Origin of the sequence: Lacrimispora sanguinis (assembly GCF_044987295.1) — a bacterium.
Lineage (GTDB): Bacteria > Bacillota > Clostridia > Lachnospirales > Lachnospiraceae > Lacrimispora > Lacrimispora celerecrescens_B.
Genome location: NZ_CP173277.1, coordinates 3,665,020 through 3,682,968, shown reverse-complemented (window position 1 = coordinate 3,682,968; position 17,949 = coordinate 3,665,020). Strand labels below are relative to the sequence as shown.

Sequence of the window (17,949 nt, the reverse complement as noted above, 5' to 3'; positions counted from 1 at the left end):
ATTCATACCTCCTGTAAAATATTATGAAAACCATTCTTATCACCGATTATACAATAATATGTACAAAAATAAATGATATTTGCATGAACGTAAGTGCTAAATGCACAAAATGCAGAATGGCTGTCATAAACCGGATGGAAGTATTTAAATTCCGATGAGATGTCTTAGATGTTTGACTTTTTCCCTTCCTACTGGAAGGATATTTTGTTCAAATCCCTGCATCTTAACCGCCATACTGTTGCCGGCCCAGGGAAACATTTCCGCGATATAATTTAAATTGACCAGATAGCTCTTATGGATGCGGCAGAAGCCATAAGGCACCAGACGTTTTTCGTATTCTCCAAGCAGCTGGTTTTCCGTGTAATCCTTTGAGACCGTATGTATGATGCAGCTTCTTAGGCAGGTTTCAAGATAAACGATCTGATTGATGTCCAGCAGTGTGATGGTACGGTTCACGCAGATTGGCATCCGATTGACTGGAAAGGGCGGAAGCCTGTCTTCCGACTGGATCTTTTCTTTTTGCGACCTTTCCAGATCCCGGCTGCATTTTTCAAGGACCAGCCGTACTCTTTCCGGATCAAAAGGTTTCAGGATATAATTACTTACCCCCAGTTCAAATGCCTTCACCGCATATTGGGAGTAGGCCGTAGCAAAAACAATCTGGGCCTCCGGCAGCATGCACTTTGCCGCCGATGCCAGCGTAGTTCCTTCCATGTCATTTAAGTTAATATCCAAAAACAAAAGATCAAAGGATTGGTCCTCAAGAAGTTCCAGAGCGGCGGCTCCGCTGCCGGCTTCTTTTATCAGGCTGTCCGGCAAAACAGATAAAATCTGATGGATCAGCTCTTTACGGGCAGGACGCTCGTCATCGATCACTGCAATTTTCATGATGATTCCTCCATTCCTTTGTTTTTAGAATAAGTGGTTGCAGCAAGCTCTTCCACATACCTGGATTCTGAAACTGCCGCGGGGATCAGAAAATAGACCTTGGAGCCATTTTCTGAACTTTGAATATGAAGCCCGTGATCCTGTCCATAGATGCTCATTAACCGCTTATGAACGTTCTCCAAGCCCACACCGCCATAGCTCTGTCCTGCATACAGCCGTGTAAGAATCTCCTGGGGAAATCCCGTTCCATTGTCGGAAACCGCTATTTCAATCCAGTCGCTGTCTGCATGGGCCTTAATGGATACCAGGCGGTTTCCCATTTGATCAGCACCGTAACGCACGGCATTTTCCACCAGCGGCTGGAGAATAAAGGCGGGAACCATACAGTTTAAGTCCTCGTCAATGTTGATTTCCACACATAGCTTTTCTTCAAATCTCGCTTTTTCAAGATCCAGATAGCTTGAGATGTGATAAAGTTCCGTATGCAGATTCAGCATATACTGGTCATTTTCCAGAGTCTGCCGGTAGTAGGTAGAGAGAGAGCGGAGAAGTTCCCTTGCCCGGTCCGAGTTCTCCCGGCTGACGTAAGATATTGTATTGAGTGCATTGTATAAAAAATGGGGGTTTACCTGGGACTGCAAAGCCTTAAACTCCGCTTTGCGTCGCAGCTTTTTCTGGTATTCCAGATAAGAAAGCTCCAGCTGAGTGGAGAAAAGCCTGGCAAGTTCAGAAGCAAAGCTTAAGTCAGACCGTGAACTGTGCCAATGCTTTTTCACCACCATGGTCAGGCTGCCGATTAAGTGGTCCATTTCGATCAAAGGAGCAGCCACAATCATATGGTTTTTTAAAATGGGATAAAAAGGGTCATCTTTTTCTGCATAATCATAAATAGTGGAATTCCGTCCATTAAGAGAGGCCAGAATAGGGGCCAGGATGGAATCTCCTTTTAAAGCGCATAACCCTGCATCAGATTTCATAGCCAGGATCTTCCGGGTATCGGTGATTAATATGGCTGCACAGGATGTGGAGCGGTAAATGATTTCCGCAGCAGCTTCCATATCCTCTGTGCTATATAAGCCTTTTCGCAGATGGGGCAGGCTTTGCTCCACAATTCCCAGTGCCAGGCGCATCTTTTCGGCAAACTGGCTGTCTTCCTCCATAAATACCATGTTAAAGGTTCCTAAAAAGATGATCATACCCAGTGCGTTCATGATGATCATTGGGAATGCAATCACCTTCACCAACTGTACGGCCGCCGGAAATGGCCTTGAGATCAGGAGGATAATTGCCATCTGTCCCGTTTCCACAATCGCAGTAAGCAGGAAGATTCCGGTACTGTCTATTTTTCCCCCTTTGAAACGGCGGGAGAAAATACACCCTGCAAGGCCTTCCATCAGGGTAGATACGGCACAGGAAACGGCAGTAAAGCCGCCAATATCAAAAAAGTAACGGTGCAGACCTCCGATCAGGGCCGCCCCCATACCTACCCAAGGCCCCCCTAATAGGCCGGCCGCTAATACGCCGATCACACGGGTATTAACAATGGCGCCCTGTTCGTGCACACCCGTATAGGTGGAAATAATACTGACGAGACCGAATATGACTGCTAGGGTTACCGTGCATCCGACAGAATTTTTATCGTACAAAAGCATGCTGCGTACGATAGGTATTTTAGTCAGCAAAGTGGCGATGAGTACCAGGAGGCCAATATTTAACAGGAGACTGAAAAACATGGTATCAGGCATGGAAAATCCCTCCTTGATCAAATATAAGATATAATAAAATTATATCAAATAATAAGTAAAAATGCAGCACAATTGACAAATTTACTCATGATTTTCCATTTGATCTGGAGGGATTGCTTCATGGCATGTGAAATTATTTTACTCTTCTTGTAGACTCGCCTTCTATCAGTTCGGCTCTAAAAACCTTTTTCTGATGCTCCGCCTTATTTTTGATCACATCGAATAAGATCTTAATAGTGGCCTTTGCCATCTCTTCCACCGGCTGGCGTATGGTGGTGATAGAAGGGTTATAATAGCGGGCAATATCAAGGCCGTCATAGCCGGCCATACAATAATCTTCCGGTATCCGCATGCCACGCTCAAAGATGGCTTTGCAGGCACCGATGGCAATGCTGTCTGAAATCGCATAAACGGCTGTAAATTCCGACTTTTCATTTAGAACACGGTTCATCATCCGATACCCGTTTTCCATGGAATAGCATTCCTCGCATTCCTCTGAAAATGTAATCAGAGATGGGGAAGGGGTGATTCCGTTATCGAAAAGTGCCTTTTTATATCCTTCCAAACGGAGGCGGCCGATGCTCTCATCATCAGAAGGAGCGGTCAGGATAAGGATTTTTTTATGTCCAAGTTTACATAAGTAATCCGTCATTTTGTAGCTTTCCGCGTAGTCATCTACGGACACACAGGAAAAATCAGGAGATTCGCCCAAGTACTCTGTCATTCCGATGGTACTTAACACAAAAGGTACGGTCAGCTGTTCCAGCTCTTCCCTGCTGTGGGAAAAATATCCTCCAAGAAACACGATTCCCCTTGGCTTCTTTTCCTTGATCAGTTCCAAAGCCACATCTACCTCATCCTCCTGCTCATCGACCCGCTGCAGGATGAATGAGTATTTCTTTTTCTGGATCTCCTCCTCGAAAATACGGATCATCTTGCTGAAAAAGGGATTGCCGATCCCTTTGATCAGCACCGCAATGGCCCTGGAATCGGTACGTTTTAAATTCCGCGCGCTGTTATTGGGAATATAGTTGTTTTCCTTAATCACCTGCATGATCATGTTCTTTGTCTCTGGATTGATATCTGGATGGTTATTGATGGCCCGGGATACGGTACTCACACCAACCCCGCACAATCTGGCTATATCCTTAATATTAATGGAGTCCATCAGAAATACTCATCTCCTTTCATCATGCCCTGCCGTAAAGCCTGGCAATTTTTCTGCATTTTTCCACAATCTCTTCTGTAATTTCACCGGGACCCAAGCGCCATCTCCAGTTTTTCCCAAGGGTGGAAGGCACATTGATCCTGGCCTCTACACTAAGACCCAGATAATCCTGTACCGGTATCACGGCCAGCTTGGCAACACTTGCCAGAGCCAGACGGATAAAATCCCAGTGGATCTCTTCTCTCGGTGTTCTCCCGTTATTCATATAATCAACGGAAAGCTGGCGGTCCTCCTTGGACAATTCTTCATACCAGCCCCTGATGGTATTATTATCATGGGTTCCTGTGTATACCACGCAGTTCTGTGTATAGTTGTGAGGCAGATAATCGCTTTCCTCTCTGGAATCAAACGCAAATTCCAGCACCTTCATACCTGGAAATCCCGTATCCTTAACCAGTTTTAAAACCGATGGAGTCAAAAAGCCAAGGTCTTCCGCTATGATATCCAGCGTCCCGAATCGTTCTCTCATCTTGTTGAAAATATCAATTCCAGGTCCTTTTTCCCAGGTACCGCGAACGGCATTCTCGCTTCCTGCCGGAATGGAATAATATTCATCAAAGCCGCGGAAATGATCCACCCTCACCACATCGTAAAGGCGGAAGCTGTATTCCATGCGCTTCATCCACCATTCGTAGCCTGTTTTTCCATGATAATCCCAGCGGTAAAGGGGATTTCCCCATAACTGCCCGGTGGCAGAAAATCCGTCCGGCGGGCAGCCTGCCACTGCAACAGGCTCGCAGGTTTCATCAAACTGGAACAGTTCCGGATGAAACCAGGAATCCGCACTGTCAAATGCCACATAGATGGGGATGTCGCCGATGATCCTGATGCCCTGTTCCCCTGCATAGGACTTTAATCGGCTCCACTGCTCTTCAAATTTCATCTGAAGGAAGCCATAAAATCCAATCTCATCTGACAGTTCCTTTTCATACCGGGAAACAGCCTCTTCCCTTCGGAGGCGGATATCTTCATCCCAGCAGATCCAGCTCTTTCCTTTAAAATGATCCTTAACCGCCATGTAAAAGCAGTATCCGGCTGTTTCCTCTCCAAGAAGTCTCCCTGGCTCATCTGACGGATGGCCCTGCTCCTTCCACCGTCCATAAGCCTTCCTCAACAAAGGAAAACGGTTATAATACATTTTTTCATAGTCAATATCTCTCGGATCATCTCCAAAATCTGCGGCTTCGCATTCCTCTATGGTAAGCAGCCCTTCTGCAGTCAGCTCATCAAGATCAATGAAATACGGATTTCCCGCAAATGCGGAGAATGACTGATAAGGAGAGTCCCCATAGCCTGTGGGCCCCAGAGGGAGTATCTGCCAGTACTGCTGACCTGCTTTTTTTAATAAATCAATAAATTCATATGCCTCTTTTGAAAATGCCCCGATCCCGTATTTTGACGGAAGGCTTGCAACTGGGAGCAACATACCACATTCCCGCATAATCAGTCTCCTTTTTCTGTTAATTCTGCAAGCAATGAGCCAATCGCAGGAGTCTTTTTATTCCTGCATCTGACGGATGCTGCAAGGGTCAAATACTCCATAGTTTGCTGCGTATATTTGACTTCCTAGCCTTTTACCGCACCTGCAGCTACGCCCTTTATGATATATTTCTGACAACTTAAATAAAATACAATGATAGGAAAAATCGCCAGAACCAGCATTGCCATCATGGCTCCCATATCAATGGAACCATATCCGCCTTTTAAATTCTGAATAACCATTGGTATTGTACCTTTTTCCTGAGGAAGAATCAAGCTTGGAAGTAAATAATCGTTCCAAATCCACATGGCATTTAAGATGGCGACGGTCACTGCCGTAGGCCTTAACATGGGGAATACCACATGAAAATAAGTCTGAACGGGAGAGCAGCCGTCGATCATAGCCGCTTCTTCGATTTCAAGAGGTATGGCCTTAACAAAACCACAGAACAAGAATACCGCCTGCCCGGCGCCAAAACCCAAATAAAGAAGCACAAGACCGTACATGGAGTTTAAATACAAGTCATTTGCTGTCTTTGACATGGTGAACATGACCATCTGAAACGGCACGATCATGGCAAATACGAAAACGTAATATAAGATGTTCGTAAATACGGATTTCACTCTGGTTAAAAACCAGGCTGTCATGGAGGTAAACAGAATAATCACAGCCACAGAAGCTACCGTAATAAACAGGGACCTTCCAAAAGCCGGAAAAAGCCCTGTTTTCCGGATGCCTTCCACATAATTGGTAAGCCCTACATAGGTGCCTGCCTTAGGAAGCTGAAACGGTGCATCGCTGATAAACAGCTTGCTTTTAAAGGAGTTCATAAGAACCAGTATAATAGGAAATAAAAATGTCAGGGAAAGGACAGCTAATACAGCCGTTAAGATCGCTCCCGTAGTTTTTCCTACCTCCATTTGCTGAGTCTCGAAATTTCTTCCTTTTCTGCTCATCAGTTCTCCACCTCCTTACGACGGGTTAATGTAAGCTGGGTCAGTGATATGACCGCAACCATAAGAAAGAACACCGTGGCCTTTGCCTGGCCTACCCCTTCCCAGCCCACTCTGCCGTAAAAGGTACTGTAAATATCAAGGGCCAGCATGCTGGTCTGCCTTCCCGGTCCTCCTGCAGTAAGCGCAAGGTTCTGGTCAAACAGCTTAAAGGAATTTGTTAAGGTCAGAAACAGACAGATGGTAAATGATGGCATGACCATGGGGATCATAATTTGCTTTAATATCTGGAATCTGGTAGCCCCATCGATCCTTGCGGCCTCAATCATCTCTCCCGGAACATTTTGAAGCCCGGCAATGTAAATAATCATCATATACCCGATTAGCTGCCAGTTCATTAAGATTACCAGGCCCCAAAAGCCGTACTTGGCGCTAAAAGAAAGGGTAACTCCAAACCTTGCAAGAATACCGTTTAACAGCAGCTGCCAGACATAGCCCAGCACAATACCGCCGATTAGATTAGGCATGAAGAACACAGTTCGGAATAGATTGGTTCCTTTAATCCCTCTTGTGAGAACATAGGCCAGCAGAAACCCCAGGGTATTGATGCTCACTACTGACACGATGGTAAACTTCACGGTAAATATCAATGCATTGATAAAATTCCGGTCCATAAATATCTTTTTATAATTGGAAATCCCTACCCAAGACGCATCCTTTACTGTGGTGAATTCCGTAAAGGATAAATAAATACCTATGATAAACGGGTACAGGAATGCAACGGTAAATGCAGCCAGTGTGGGTAAAACAAATATTGGAAAGTAACGTTTCATTGACTTTTGCATAGCAGTTCTCCTTTCTTTATTACTGTCCATGGTTTTGGGACAGGGCCCGTCACGCTTTACAGCGTGCCCCGCATCATCTGCATCGGGTGCATAGGTATATCATGAGCTGAGGCTGACCAAATTTCTTGTATGAAAATGGGTGAGGCATCTCCCCCGCGCTCACCCATTTCCCTTAAAACTATTTATATTTTTATTTTGTCATAGCTTTTTCATTTGCCCAATCGGCCTTCATATCATCAACTACTGCCTTCCAGTCCTTACCACCCTGAGCGTACTCAAGAAGGGAGGCTCCGAAGTTATCTTTAAAGGTCTGGCTTGGGAAAGAGGTAAAGTTCCAGGACACAGAATATAAGTCCTTGTTGTTCATATACCGGTCGATCTCTTTTGCAAGCGGATCGGTTGGTTTTTCATTTGCTGCAAAGGTATCAAACGGAGCGATAAAGCCCAGTTTGTTGGTTACATAATCTTTTCCTGTATTGGAAGTGAAGAGCCACTCAAGGAAATCCAGAGATGCCTGCTGATCCTCTTCCTTAGCCTGGCTGTTGATGGAGAAGAAGTTTTCTGTTCCAATGCAAAGTCCCTGTTTTTCTTCACCGTTCACTCCGGTGTAAATAGGAAGGAATTTCACATCTTCTTCTTTAACTGTGTTTCCGTCAACGCCGGACACCTGTCCCCAGCCCCAGTTTCCGTTCTGTACCATAGCAACCTTGCCAAGAGCAAATTCAGCCATGGAATCCTCAACAGTCTTTGCGCCTACCATCTTCGGATCTGTACAGGAGTTGTTAATATATAAGTCAAAAATGTTTTTGTAGTTGTCAGCATACTTAAAGTCAAGAACATCCTTGTCGGATACGTTGTCATCCTTATACTCATAATAAACCGGAAGGTTAGCCAGATGGGTCTGCCATCTCCAATCCTCGCCAGGAGCAAAGGAAGTGGAAGCAAACACGCCTTCGATACCAAGGTCTGCCTTTCTTGCCTGCATATCTTCTGCTACAGCTTTAAGAGAAGCAAAGTTATTGATCTCTTCCATGGACTTTGCCTTTGCGCCGTCAAGAGCAAAATACTTTTTCATGATGGCATCATTATAAATAATACCATAGCCTTCCACTACGTAAGGAATGCCGTAAACTCCATCTCCATCCTTTACAGCCATATCTTTATCAACCAGATGACTGTAGATTGTGGAATCCTTTAAATCCTTGCAGTATTTTGCCCAGGACTTATATCCGATTGGTCCGTTGATCTGAAACAGTGTAGGCGGTTCTTTCTTAGCTACTTCTGATTTTAAAGTCTGCTCGTAGGTACCTGCTGCCGCTGTCTGTACCTTCATTGGCACGCCGGTTTCCTCTGTATACTTGCCGGCAAGCTCCACCCAGATGTCCGCAACTTCAGGCTTAAAATTCAGATAATAGATTTGTCCTTTGGCCTCTGCCGTATCACCAGCCTTAGCTGTAGTGGTTTCTGCTGCCTCAGTTTTCTGCTCTGCCCCAGTTGTCTCCGTTTTCTTGTTGGAAGCACAACCAACCAGTGTTCCGGCCGCCATTGCCGCAGCCAGAGTAAGTACTGCCAGTTTTTTTAGTTTCATAATATCCTCCTTCCGTGCATTTGCACCTTCCGGTTGATGGATCCGTCCACTCAACCCCCAATTTTTCCTGCATGCCCTCCACACAGAAACTTATTGCACCTGCTTATTCTCAGGATTTATCTTTCCTGGCCATTGGATATTAACCTTCTGGTAACGATATCGGTAACGTTTCCAATAACCCTATGGCTATAAGATAACACATTGCACAAAAAAATGCAATAGATTTAGCCAAATTTTCTTTTTTCGTTAAACCATTACATTTTCGTTTCTTTTTCTAGGCACTTTTCACAATTTGCGTCCCTTATTTTGCCTTCTTCCATTGTTTTTTATTCCTTATGTCCACTTTTTTCCATAGTCAGATTTTCGTAATTAAAACCTATGAAATTTGACTTAAATGTTAAGGGAAAAGAAATACTAATTTCTAAATTTTTCCTGTAGAATATAAAATATGAAAAGGAGGAAATATTTATGAGAAAAATGAATAAGCCGCTGGCTGCCGCTCTGATAGCCGCAACCGTGCTAAGCATGACTGCATGCGCCCAAACAGGGACAGCTTCCGTTCCCGGAGCTAATCTAACTACCATCAGCAACGTAGATACCAATACCATACAGGTAAGCAGCACAGAGGGAGTAAAGGTGGTTCCCGATATGGCACAGGTCAATTTTGCAGTGCTCTCTCAGGCCGGAGATCCCAAAGCCTGCCAGGAGAATAACAGCAAAGATACAAGCAGTGTCATCGAATTTTTGAAGAATTCCGGCATTGACGAAAAATCCATCCAGACCTCAAGCTACGGTCTTGAACCAATGTATGACTGGAACAATACCGGCCAGCAGATCACCGGATATCAGATGCGCACAAGCATTACCGTTTCCGACCTTCCGATTGACCAGGTGGGCACCATGCTTTCTTCCAGCGTGGAAGCAGGTATTAACTGCATTGACAGCGTAAACTATCTTTCCAGCAAATACGATGAAAACTATAGGGAAGCCCTTAAGAAGGCTGTTGAAGCCGCCAAGGTTAAAGCAGAGGCAATTGCTGCTGCCAGCGGAGTCACCCTGGATGGGATCGCTCACATTGAAGAAATGAATTCCTATCCGAATATCCGGTACTCCACTGCAGCTAAGGAAGATGCCGCAGCCGGAGCCAAATCCGTAGTTGTGGAACCAGGTCAGATCGGGGTAGAAGCTCAGGTAACTGTGACCTTCCGGGTAAAATAAAATAAAGAGATGCTCCAGTCTTTTGGAATCTCCTTTAGAAAGAGCACTGGATGTCAGACAATGTTATATCTGACATCCAGTGCTCTTCGTTATTTTCATGATAGCTTTAAAATACCTCTTTTATATCAGGAATGACGGTCCTCTACCTGCACCTCCATCCGGCTATAGGGAATCTCAATTCCTGCAGCTTCAAATTCCAGCTTTATCTTTTCTAAGATCTCCCACCTGGCCGGCCAGTAATCGTCTAAGGCGGTCCAGCCCCTACCTCCGATGGTAACGGCATTTTCCGTTAAGTCGCTGACAAAAATATCTATGGGCTCCTCTAATAAAATCCCCTTCTGGCTGCGAAAAATGTTATCCAAAACTTCCTTTGCCTTCTTTAGATCCGAATGATATCCGATCCCCACCAGAACATCCAGCCGCCTCTTATCCATGGCGGTCACATTGGTAAGGGGGGAATTGGATAGGGTTCCATTGGGAATGACCACCTGCTTATTATCTCCTGTGTTTAATACAGTATACACCAGTCCAATGGTACGGACCGTACCTTCCCCATCCCTGGATACGATATAATCCCCTACACGGAATGGCTTCATGAGAAGGATGAGAACCCCGCCTGCAAAATTAGCCAGGCTTCCCTGGACTGCCAGACCCACGGCAATACTTGCGGATCCCAGCAAAGCTACGATAGAAGCCGAATTCACGCCAATCTGTCCTGCTACGATAAAAGCCAGCAGGCAATACATGACGGCGTTTAAAACGGACAGCAGAAACTTTCTTAAGCTGACCTCCATATCCACCCTCTTAAAAGAGCGGTTCAGCATACGATTGAAGAACTTAATAATCCTGGAGCCAACAAAAAAAATCACCAGGGCAATGAGAAGCTTTATCCCGAACGCTATGAGCCCGGGAGCCCAGCCCTTTAAGGTTTCCAGCACGACATTGGGCCTTAACTGGTTTAAGTTTTCCTGTACCTCCTGCTGCAAATCTGCCAGGGACTCTCCCGGAAGTACACTGTCTCCCAGGGGTTCTCCCAGAAGTACACTGGAAACCATATAAAATATCATTTCATAACCTCCTGATCCTTTTTTATGTATTAATAAATCAAATTATTTTCTTTCAACCTTTGCCTTTTCAGTATATGCGGGCTTCCTGGTCTTCTTCCCTGCCAAAGCCGGCAACTTTTTTACAGGGGTACAGGTAAAGACCATGATGCTTAAGGGAGCCACGGTTATTTCCATGGAATCCGGCCTTTCATCCGCCTCTTTTTTCTTAGAGACTTTTACCCGTGAATTTACCCGGCCCTGCCCTCCGAAAGCCTTGTCATCACTGTTTAATATTTCTTTATATTTTCCTTCAAAGGGAACCCCTACCGGGTATTTTTCGTGACACATCGTATCAAAATTGCATAGGAAGAGAAGCGTCTCCTCCTTTTTCTTTGTTTTTCTTAAAAAGACTACGATGCTGTCTTTGGAGTCCGTGCATTCCACCCACTCAAAGCCGTCCGGATCATAATCCAGCTGGTACAAAGCCGGCTGACACTTATAAAGATGGTTCAAGGCCTTTACGTAATCCTGTGTCTGCTTATGAAGGGGGTACTTTAGGATCTCCCAGTCAAGACTTTTATTTTCATTCCATTCGCTGATCTGCGCAAAATCCTGACCCATAAACAAAAGCTTTTTACCAGGATGTCCCATCATAAAGCCGTAGGCTGCTTTTAAATTCGCCGCCTTTTCCTCCAGAGTTTCTCCAGACATCTTGCCAAACATGGAACCTTTTCCATGGACCACCTCATCGTGGGAGAATACAAGGATAAAATCTTCACTGTAAGCATAAAGCATGCTGGAGGTCATCTCGCCATAATGGTGTTTTCTGAAATAAGGATCATATTGCATATATCCAGTAAAATCATTCATCCAGCCCATATTCCATTTATAGTCGAAGCCCAATCCTTCACTCTTTACATCAGCCGTGATCCGGGGCCATGCCGTGGATTCCTCCGCAATCATAACCGCCCCATCCTTTCGGCCCTTGAATATGGAATTCAAATGTTTCAGGAACTCAACCGCTTCCAGGTTTTCATGGCCGCCGTAAATATTGGGAATCCATTCCCCCGGGTTTTTGCCATAATCTAAGTAGAGCATGGAAGCCACCGCATCCATACGGATTCCATCCGCATGGTACTTGTCCGCCCAGAAAAGAGCATTGGCGATCAGGAAGTTACTGACGCCTGGCCTGCCGTAATTATAAATCAACGTTCCCCAATGGGGATGCGCCCCTTGTCTTGGGTCCTTATGCTCATATACGCAGGTTCCGTCAAAACTGGCGAGTCCAAAGCTGTCCCTGGGAAAATGAGCCGGAACCCAGTCTAAAATCACGCCGATGCCCTGCTTATGCATATAATCCATGAAATACATAAAATCATCCGGCGTACCGTAACGGCTGGTGGGCGCATAATACCCGGTCACCTGATATCCCCAGGAGGCATCTAAGGGATGCTCCATGATGGGAAGAAGCTCCACATGGGTGTAACCCATATCCTTTACGTATTCTGCCAGCTTCTCTGCAATTTCACGGTAATTATAGAATTCAGAGCCAACGACGGCCGCTCCGCTTTCGTCAAGCTCCACTTCCTTCCGGAGCCAGGAGCCTAAATGCACCTCATAAATGGACATGGGATTTTGTTTGTAATCAGCCCCTGTCCTCTTTTTCATCCATTCCTGGTCATTCCAGGAATACTGGTTAATATCCCAAACAACGGAAGCATTATTGGGACGCAGCTCACAGTAATTCGCGTAGGGATCGCTTTTAAGCTGGGGAGTCCCGTTTTGATGCTTTATCTCATACTTATATATCGCTCCAGTCTTTAAGCCGGGAATAAACAATTCAAAAATACCGGAATCCCCCAGCCTCCTCATCTGGTGGCGCCTGCCATCCCACAGGTTAAAGTCCCCAACCACACTGACACGCATGGCACAGGGAGCCCACACGGAAAAGTATACCCCTTCCGCTCCACCTGCAGACATGGGGTGCGCCCCCATTTTTTCATAGATGCTGTAGTGAATTCCGGATTCAAACTTTTTTATGTCTTCCGACTTATAAAAGGCTGAAAAGGAATAGGGATCCAGACATTCTTCTGATGTCCCATTATCGTAAGTAACTAACAGGGTATAAGCTGCTGCAGTTTTGCATGGTATGAGAGCCGCAAAAAAACCGGCTTCATCCGCAAGCTCCATGGAGTATTCCTTACCGCTTTCCCTAAAACGGACAATCACCGATTCTGCCGTAGGAATAAATGCCTGGATAAGCAGCCCCTGCTCTGTTACGTGCGGGCCCAGAATCTCGTGGGGATTCGCTGCTTCTGAATATACAATCTCTTCAATGCCGGCCCAATCCATCAAATCATACAATTTTCCATCCATACATGACTCCTCCTGGTCCCTCTTTATGGAAATATTTTATCACCAGGTCTAGTAATTTTCAAGAGTCAGCCAGGAATTGCACTTATTTAAGCCTTGCATACGCCAGCATTAAATCAACCATTCTGCCATAACTGTTGACCCCATCCGACTGGCTGTTGAGCTTTAAATAAGTATCATTCATCCGGTTGGAAACCTCGGCAGTCTTCCCCTCATATTTCCCCCAGAATTCATTGTTGTATCTTAAATCATCCCATGCCTTTTCACTAAGCTGTCCGCAGATTTCAGCATATGCCACCCGGTCTACCTTTGCCAGGGCATTGGTGGCATAAACCCAGCCGGTTAAGTATCCGCTGTAGCGGAACCCATCATCCTCAGAGCCAATGCAGGCCAGATAACCAATGAAGTTAGCCTCATCCTCTCTCATGAACCCTCTTAGGTGAGACAGTTCATGGCAGACAGTATGGGGAATGTTGTAATCCGGCATGGACCGGTTATAAGTGGCCTCAATCGTAAAAGGGGAATACTGGCCGCAAAGCTGCTGGACGGAAAAGAAGTAAGACCATAAGAGGGGCTTTGGATGCGGGTAATAACCTGCCAGCTCCGGATAAGCCTCCCCCAACCTTTTCATAGCCTTTACGCTTTCCTTTTCCAGGCTTTTTAAGTTCATTTCTTTTGCTATGCCTTCTGCGCACATCCGGTTTATGTCATCTGTAAGCTTTAGGCAAAGGCTCTCCAGTTCCTCTATGGAAGACTTTCTCATATCCAACCCTGAATAGCTGGAAAACGGCTTCCTGTAATAGTTAATACCACAATTAATCGTAAATAGTAAAAAAAGGCCGGTAACGAGAAACACGGCTCTTATGAGGATCTTCTTCCCCTCCTTACGGTGGATGAAGACGTAGAAAACAACGTACACAATAAGCAGGTAGGTGACGGCCTCCACAAAAGCAAAGGGAAATCCCCCTGACAGCCTTCCAATGCTTCCTACCATAAACCGGTAAACCCGCCTGGCATACCAGTCCCCAAAACCAGGAACCTTTCTTGCCAGTATCTGAAGCAGCGATGAAACTGCAAACATGAATGCAGAAGCTGCAATAAGCCCCCAATCCTGATTCCGGCTTTTCCCTCCCATAATCCGGCTCCCCCTGGTGTGATTTTTTTATCTGAAATTATGATATCATGATTTTATGGACAATCCGTAGAGTATTTGTGAATATTTTCTTACCATTTTGTAAAACCCCTTGCGTTATAAATCAATCTCATTTAAACTCTGTATTGGAACCATCATGAAGGAAAAGAAGAGAGATCATATGAAAAAAAACGATAACATGCCAAAAGAACGGGAACCGTTCAGCTGGAGGGAAGAAATCATCAGTTGGATCAAGATCATCATAACTGCCGCTGTCATTGCATTTTTACTTAATAATTTCATCATTGCAAACAGCAGGGTCCCAAGCGGATCCATGGAAAAGACCATTATGACAGGAGACCGGGTCATTGGCTCCAGGCTGTCCTATTATTTTGGTGATCCGAAGCGGGGAGATATAGCCATCTTCCATTTCCCTGATGACCCTACCGGAAAAACCTATTACGTAAAACGTGTCATCGGCCTTCCCGGCGACATCATCGATATCCGGAACGGAAAAGTTTATATCAACAATTCCGATACGCCTCTTGAAGAGCCTTATCTTCCGGAGCCAATGGAACCGGAGCCTGACGCCCATTATGAAGTGCCGGAGGACTGTTACTTCATGCTTGGAGACAACCGGAATTTCTCCGCAGATGCCAGAAGGTGGAAACATAAATTCGTGGAAAAGGACAAGATCATCGCGAAAGTCCTGTTCCGTTATTTCCCTTCCATAAAAAAGATTGAATAAGAAAAATGCAGGCTGGAGCTGCTGCTCCGCCTGCGTTTTATATTTCTTTTACCATTGGTAATATTTGACCAAAGCTTGTGTTCCCTCATCTTCATGACCATTAGCAGCCATGGATTCATACATGGAAAGGACGTGATCAAGCACCCCTAGCCGGATACCGGCGCCTTCTGCCTCCTCGGCCGCAAGCTTCATATCTTTGATAAAATGCTTGATGAAAAATCCCGGGGTAAAGTCCCCGGATAGGATCCTGGGAGCCATTGCATTTAACTGGGTACTTCCGGCCGCACCGGTAGCGATGGAATCCACCATGGTACCTACGTCAAGACCATTGGCCTTTGCATAGACCATTGCCTCGCAGACACCGGAAAGGGCTCCTGCAATGGCGATCTGATTACACATTTTGGTATGCTGTCCGTTTCCGGCCTTTCCTTCATACCTAATGGCCTTTCCCATTGCCTCAAAAACAGGGAGGCAACGGTCAAAGATGACTCTGTCTCCTCCTGCCAGTATGGTAAGGGTACCTTCCCTTGCACCGGTATCTCCCCCTGTCACAGGGGCATCTAAGGCCTTTAACCCTGCCTGACTTGCTTCTTCATAAATCCGTACTGCAAGCTTAGGGCTGGTGGTAGTCATGTCAATCAGGCAGGTACCTCTGTCTGCGTTTGCGATAATCCCATTTTCCCCAAAATAGACTTCTTCCACATCCTGCGGATACCCAACGATGGTGATGACTGCATCCCTGCCTTTGGAGCAGGTCTTCACATCTTCACACCATATAGCACCTTCTGAAAGGACATCTTCTGCCTTGCTTTTGGTTCTTGAGTATACCGCCACCTCATATCCGGCCTTCATTAAATTGCGCACCATGGACTTTCCCATAATTCCAATTCCGATAAATCCGATCTTTTTCATAAGTTACCCCTTCCCAATACAATTTTATTCGTTTCTTTTTTCGATATCCATCACCATATCTACACGGCGCTGATGTCTTCCGCCCTCATACTCTGCATCCAGCCATTCTTCTGTAATCATCTTTGCCATCTCCTGGCCGACGACACGGGCCCCAAAGCAGAGCACATTGGAATCATTATGCATCCTGGAAAGCTTTGCAGTATAGGGTTCGCTGCAGACACAGGCCCGGATTCCCCTAACCTTGTTGCAGGCAAGGGAAATTCCCACACCGGTTCCGCAGATGGCAATTCCAAGATCAGCTTTTCCGTCTGCAACGGCGCGTCCTACCTTTTCACCATACTCCGGATAATCACAGCTTTCTGTGGAATTGGTTCCAAAGTCGATTACCTCATATCCCTTGCTCTCTACAAATTCCTTGATGGAATTCTTCATTTCTATGGCCGTATGGTCATTTCCCATTGCAATCTTCATCGTCATTCTCCTGTCACTTAGTCATCGCCTGCCAAGCTGCAGGCTTATTTGTTCAGTTCATTGCTTGTGCAAAATATATCCGGCATTTAACATATCATAAATGCCGGATTTTATCAAGTTTATAAGCTTCCTTCCACGTCCCCAGCCGCCGGCCGGCCATAAAAGGCAAGGATCCTGTCCATTCTGGAAGCCATGTTGGCAAGCAGTAAGTCCGCCGTGGTAAGCGCTGCCATGGCTTCCACTACCACCACTGCCCGCGGAACAATAATGGGGTCATGGCGCCCTTTGATCTGAATCTCTGTTTCCTCACCCAGTCGCGTCACAGTTTTCTGGGACTGTGCCACAGACGGCGTGGGCTTAAAGGCTGCGCGGAGGACCACCTGGGAACCATCACTGATACCTCCAAGAATACCACCTGCGTGGTTGGTGATCTTCTCCACCTCCTTATTAAGTCCCTGACAAAAGCCATCATTATTCTGGGATCCCAGTGCACGTGCAGCTTCAAAGCCATCTCCGATTTCAAAGCCTTTGACTGCTCCGATGGACATGACCGCTTTGGCAAGAGCTGCATCATATTTTTCAAATACCGGATCGCCGATTCCGGCTGGAACACCGTCAATGACGCATTCCACCACGCCTCCTACAGAATCCAGCTTTCCCATCATCTCTTCTAAGTATTCGCAGGCAAGAGCCGCGGTTTCCTTATCAGGCATGAAAAGGCTGTTATTATCCCGTTCTTTTATGCTGAACTGTTCTGCCTTTACTTCATAAGGCCCAACAGATCTGGTGTAAGCGGTCACGGTAATTCCCAGACTCTTTAAGAAACAGGCGGCAACAGCGCCGGCCGCCACCCTTCCAATGGTCTCCCTTCCGGAGGAACGGCCACCGCCCCGGTAATCCCTGATCCCGTATTTTTCATCAAAAGTAAAATCTGCATGGCCCGGACGATAGACCTCCATTAAGTTTCCGTAATCCCTGGAGCGCTGGTCCGTATTCCAGATCACCATGGAAATGGGAGTCCCGGTTGTCTTTCCTTCAAAGACCCCGGACAGGATCTCCACCTGATCGGCCTCCTGGCGCTTTGTGGTAAATTTGCTCTGCCCCGGTTTTCTCCGGTCTAAGTATTCCTGGATATCTGCCTCCTCCAGTTTAAGACCCGCCGGGCAGCCGTCCAGCACGACGCCGATGGCCTTTCCATGAGATTCCCCCCAGGTTGTTACCTTCCATATTGTCCCCAGTGTTGATCCTGCCATGTATGTCTCTCCTTTCCTCTTCTATACCCATGCATTCTGAGTATAGGGGGATGCCTGTACCTTCAAGGT

The 17,949-nt window shown here is 46.0% G+C and carries 15 protein-coding genes; 2 read left to right on the top strand and 13 right to left on the bottom strand.

From position 1 onward, the window contains the following. Positions 1-144: 144 nt before the first annotated feature. From ACHZES_RS17125 to ACHZES_RS17095, 7 genes are all read right to left on the bottom strand, one after another. Entirely contained in the window at positions 145-888 is a 744-nt protein-coding gene (locus ACHZES_RS17125) for a LytTR family DNA-binding domain-containing protein (protein ID WP_154526069.1), read from the bottom strand. Then, a complete protein-coding gene (locus tag ACHZES_RS17120) occupies positions 885-2,633 on the bottom strand; it encodes a LytS/YhcK type 5TM receptor domain-containing protein (protein WP_395547026.1) in 1,749 nt (582 codons plus the stop codon). Before ACHZES_RS17120 ends, ACHZES_RS17125 begins: the two co-directional genes overlap by 4 nt. A 133-nt stretch (positions 2,634-2,766) precedes the next feature. Beyond that, positions 2,767-3,801 (bottom strand): LacI family DNA-binding transcriptional regulator, encoded by a 1,035-nt coding sequence (locus ACHZES_RS17115; protein ID WP_038277497.1) that lies wholly within the window; start codon positions 3,799-3,801, stop codon positions 2,767-2,769. A gap of 22 nt (positions 3,802-3,823) precedes the next feature. After that, positions 3,824-5,302: a 4-alpha-glucanotransferase gene (gene malQ / locus ACHZES_RS17110; RefSeq protein WP_038277496.1), complete on the bottom strand. Its 1,479-nt coding sequence runs from the start codon at positions 5,300-5,302 to the stop codon at positions 3,824-3,826. 125 nt (positions 5,303-5,427) lie between these two features. Continuing rightward, entirely contained in the window at positions 5,428-6,297 is an 870-nt protein-coding gene (locus ACHZES_RS17105; RefSeq protein ID WP_038277495.1) for a carbohydrate ABC transporter permease, read from the bottom strand. Beyond that, positions 6,297-7,139, bottom strand: coding sequence for a carbohydrate ABC transporter permease (locus ACHZES_RS17100; protein ID WP_038277494.1), 843 nt, complete (start codon positions 7,137-7,139; stop codon positions 6,297-6,299). The genes ACHZES_RS17105 and ACHZES_RS17100 overlap by 1 nt, the downstream gene beginning before the upstream one ends. A 190-nt stretch (positions 7,140-7,329) precedes the next feature. Then, positions 7,330-8,727 carry an ABC transporter substrate-binding protein gene (locus ACHZES_RS17095; protein WP_038277493.1) on the bottom strand — a complete coding sequence of 466 codons (1,398 nt, stop codon included), beginning with the start codon at positions 8,725-8,727 and terminating at the stop codon, positions 7,330-7,332. Between the two features lie 468 nt (positions 8,728-9,195). On the opposite strand from ACHZES_RS17095, the gene ACHZES_RS17090 reads away from it, so the two are divergent. Continuing rightward, positions 9,196-9,945: an SIMPL domain-containing protein gene (locus ACHZES_RS17090; RefSeq protein WP_395547028.1), complete on the top strand. Its 750-nt coding sequence runs from the start codon at positions 9,196-9,198 to the stop codon at positions 9,943-9,945. A 125-nt stretch (positions 9,946-10,070) separates the two neighbouring features. On the opposite strand, the gene ACHZES_RS17085 is transcribed toward ACHZES_RS17090, so the two are convergent. The 3 genes from ACHZES_RS17085 to ACHZES_RS17075 all read right to left on the bottom strand — a co-directional run bounded on the left by ACHZES_RS17085 (position 10,071) and on the right by ACHZES_RS17075 (position 14,499). Next, the gene (locus tag ACHZES_RS17085; RefSeq protein WP_286173580.1) at positions 10,071-11,012 is read right to left on the bottom strand and encodes a mechanosensitive ion channel family protein; all 942 of its coding nucleotides are present in this window, start codon (positions 11,010-11,012) and stop codon (positions 10,071-10,073) included. A gap of 42 nt (positions 11,013-11,054) precedes the next feature. Then, the gene (gene glgB, locus ACHZES_RS17080) at positions 11,055-13,367 is read right to left on the bottom strand and encodes a 1,4-alpha-glucan branching protein GlgB (protein ID WP_395547029.1); all 2,313 of its coding nucleotides are present in this window, start codon (positions 13,365-13,367) and stop codon (positions 11,055-11,057) included. Positions 13,368-13,449: 82 nt separating this feature from the next. Next, positions 13,450-14,499 carry a DUF3810 domain-containing protein gene (locus ACHZES_RS17075; RefSeq protein WP_395547030.1) on the bottom strand — a complete coding sequence of 350 codons (1,050 nt, stop codon included), beginning with the start codon at positions 14,497-14,499 and terminating at the stop codon, positions 13,450-13,452. A 178-nt stretch (positions 14,500-14,677) separates the two neighbouring features. On the opposite strand from ACHZES_RS17075, the gene lepB reads away from it, so the two are divergent. Beyond that, on the top strand, positions 14,678-15,244 hold the full coding sequence (lepB, locus tag ACHZES_RS17070) for a signal peptidase I (RefSeq protein ID WP_195841183.1): 567 nt from the start codon (positions 14,678-14,680) through the stop codon (positions 15,242-15,244). A gap of 48 nt (positions 15,245-15,292) precedes the next feature. Here the strand turns inward: lepB and ACHZES_RS17065 are convergent, their stop codons facing one another. The 3 genes from ACHZES_RS17065 to aroC form a co-directional block, all read right to left on the bottom strand. Next, entirely contained in the window at positions 15,293-16,156 is an 864-nt protein-coding gene (locus tag ACHZES_RS17065; protein WP_395547031.1) for an NAD(P)-dependent oxidoreductase, read from the bottom strand. Between the two features lie 24 nt (positions 16,157-16,180). Beyond that, on the bottom strand, positions 16,181-16,627 hold the full coding sequence (gene rpiB, locus ACHZES_RS17060) for a ribose 5-phosphate isomerase B (protein ID WP_038277487.1): 447 nt from the start codon (positions 16,625-16,627) through the stop codon (positions 16,181-16,183). Between the two features lie 119 nt (positions 16,628-16,746). Continuing rightward, a complete protein-coding gene (aroC, locus tag ACHZES_RS17055) occupies positions 16,747-17,880 on the bottom strand; it encodes a chorismate synthase (protein WP_395547032.1) in 1,134 nt (377 codons plus the stop codon). Between the last annotated feature and the right edge of the window lie 69 nt (positions 17,881-17,949).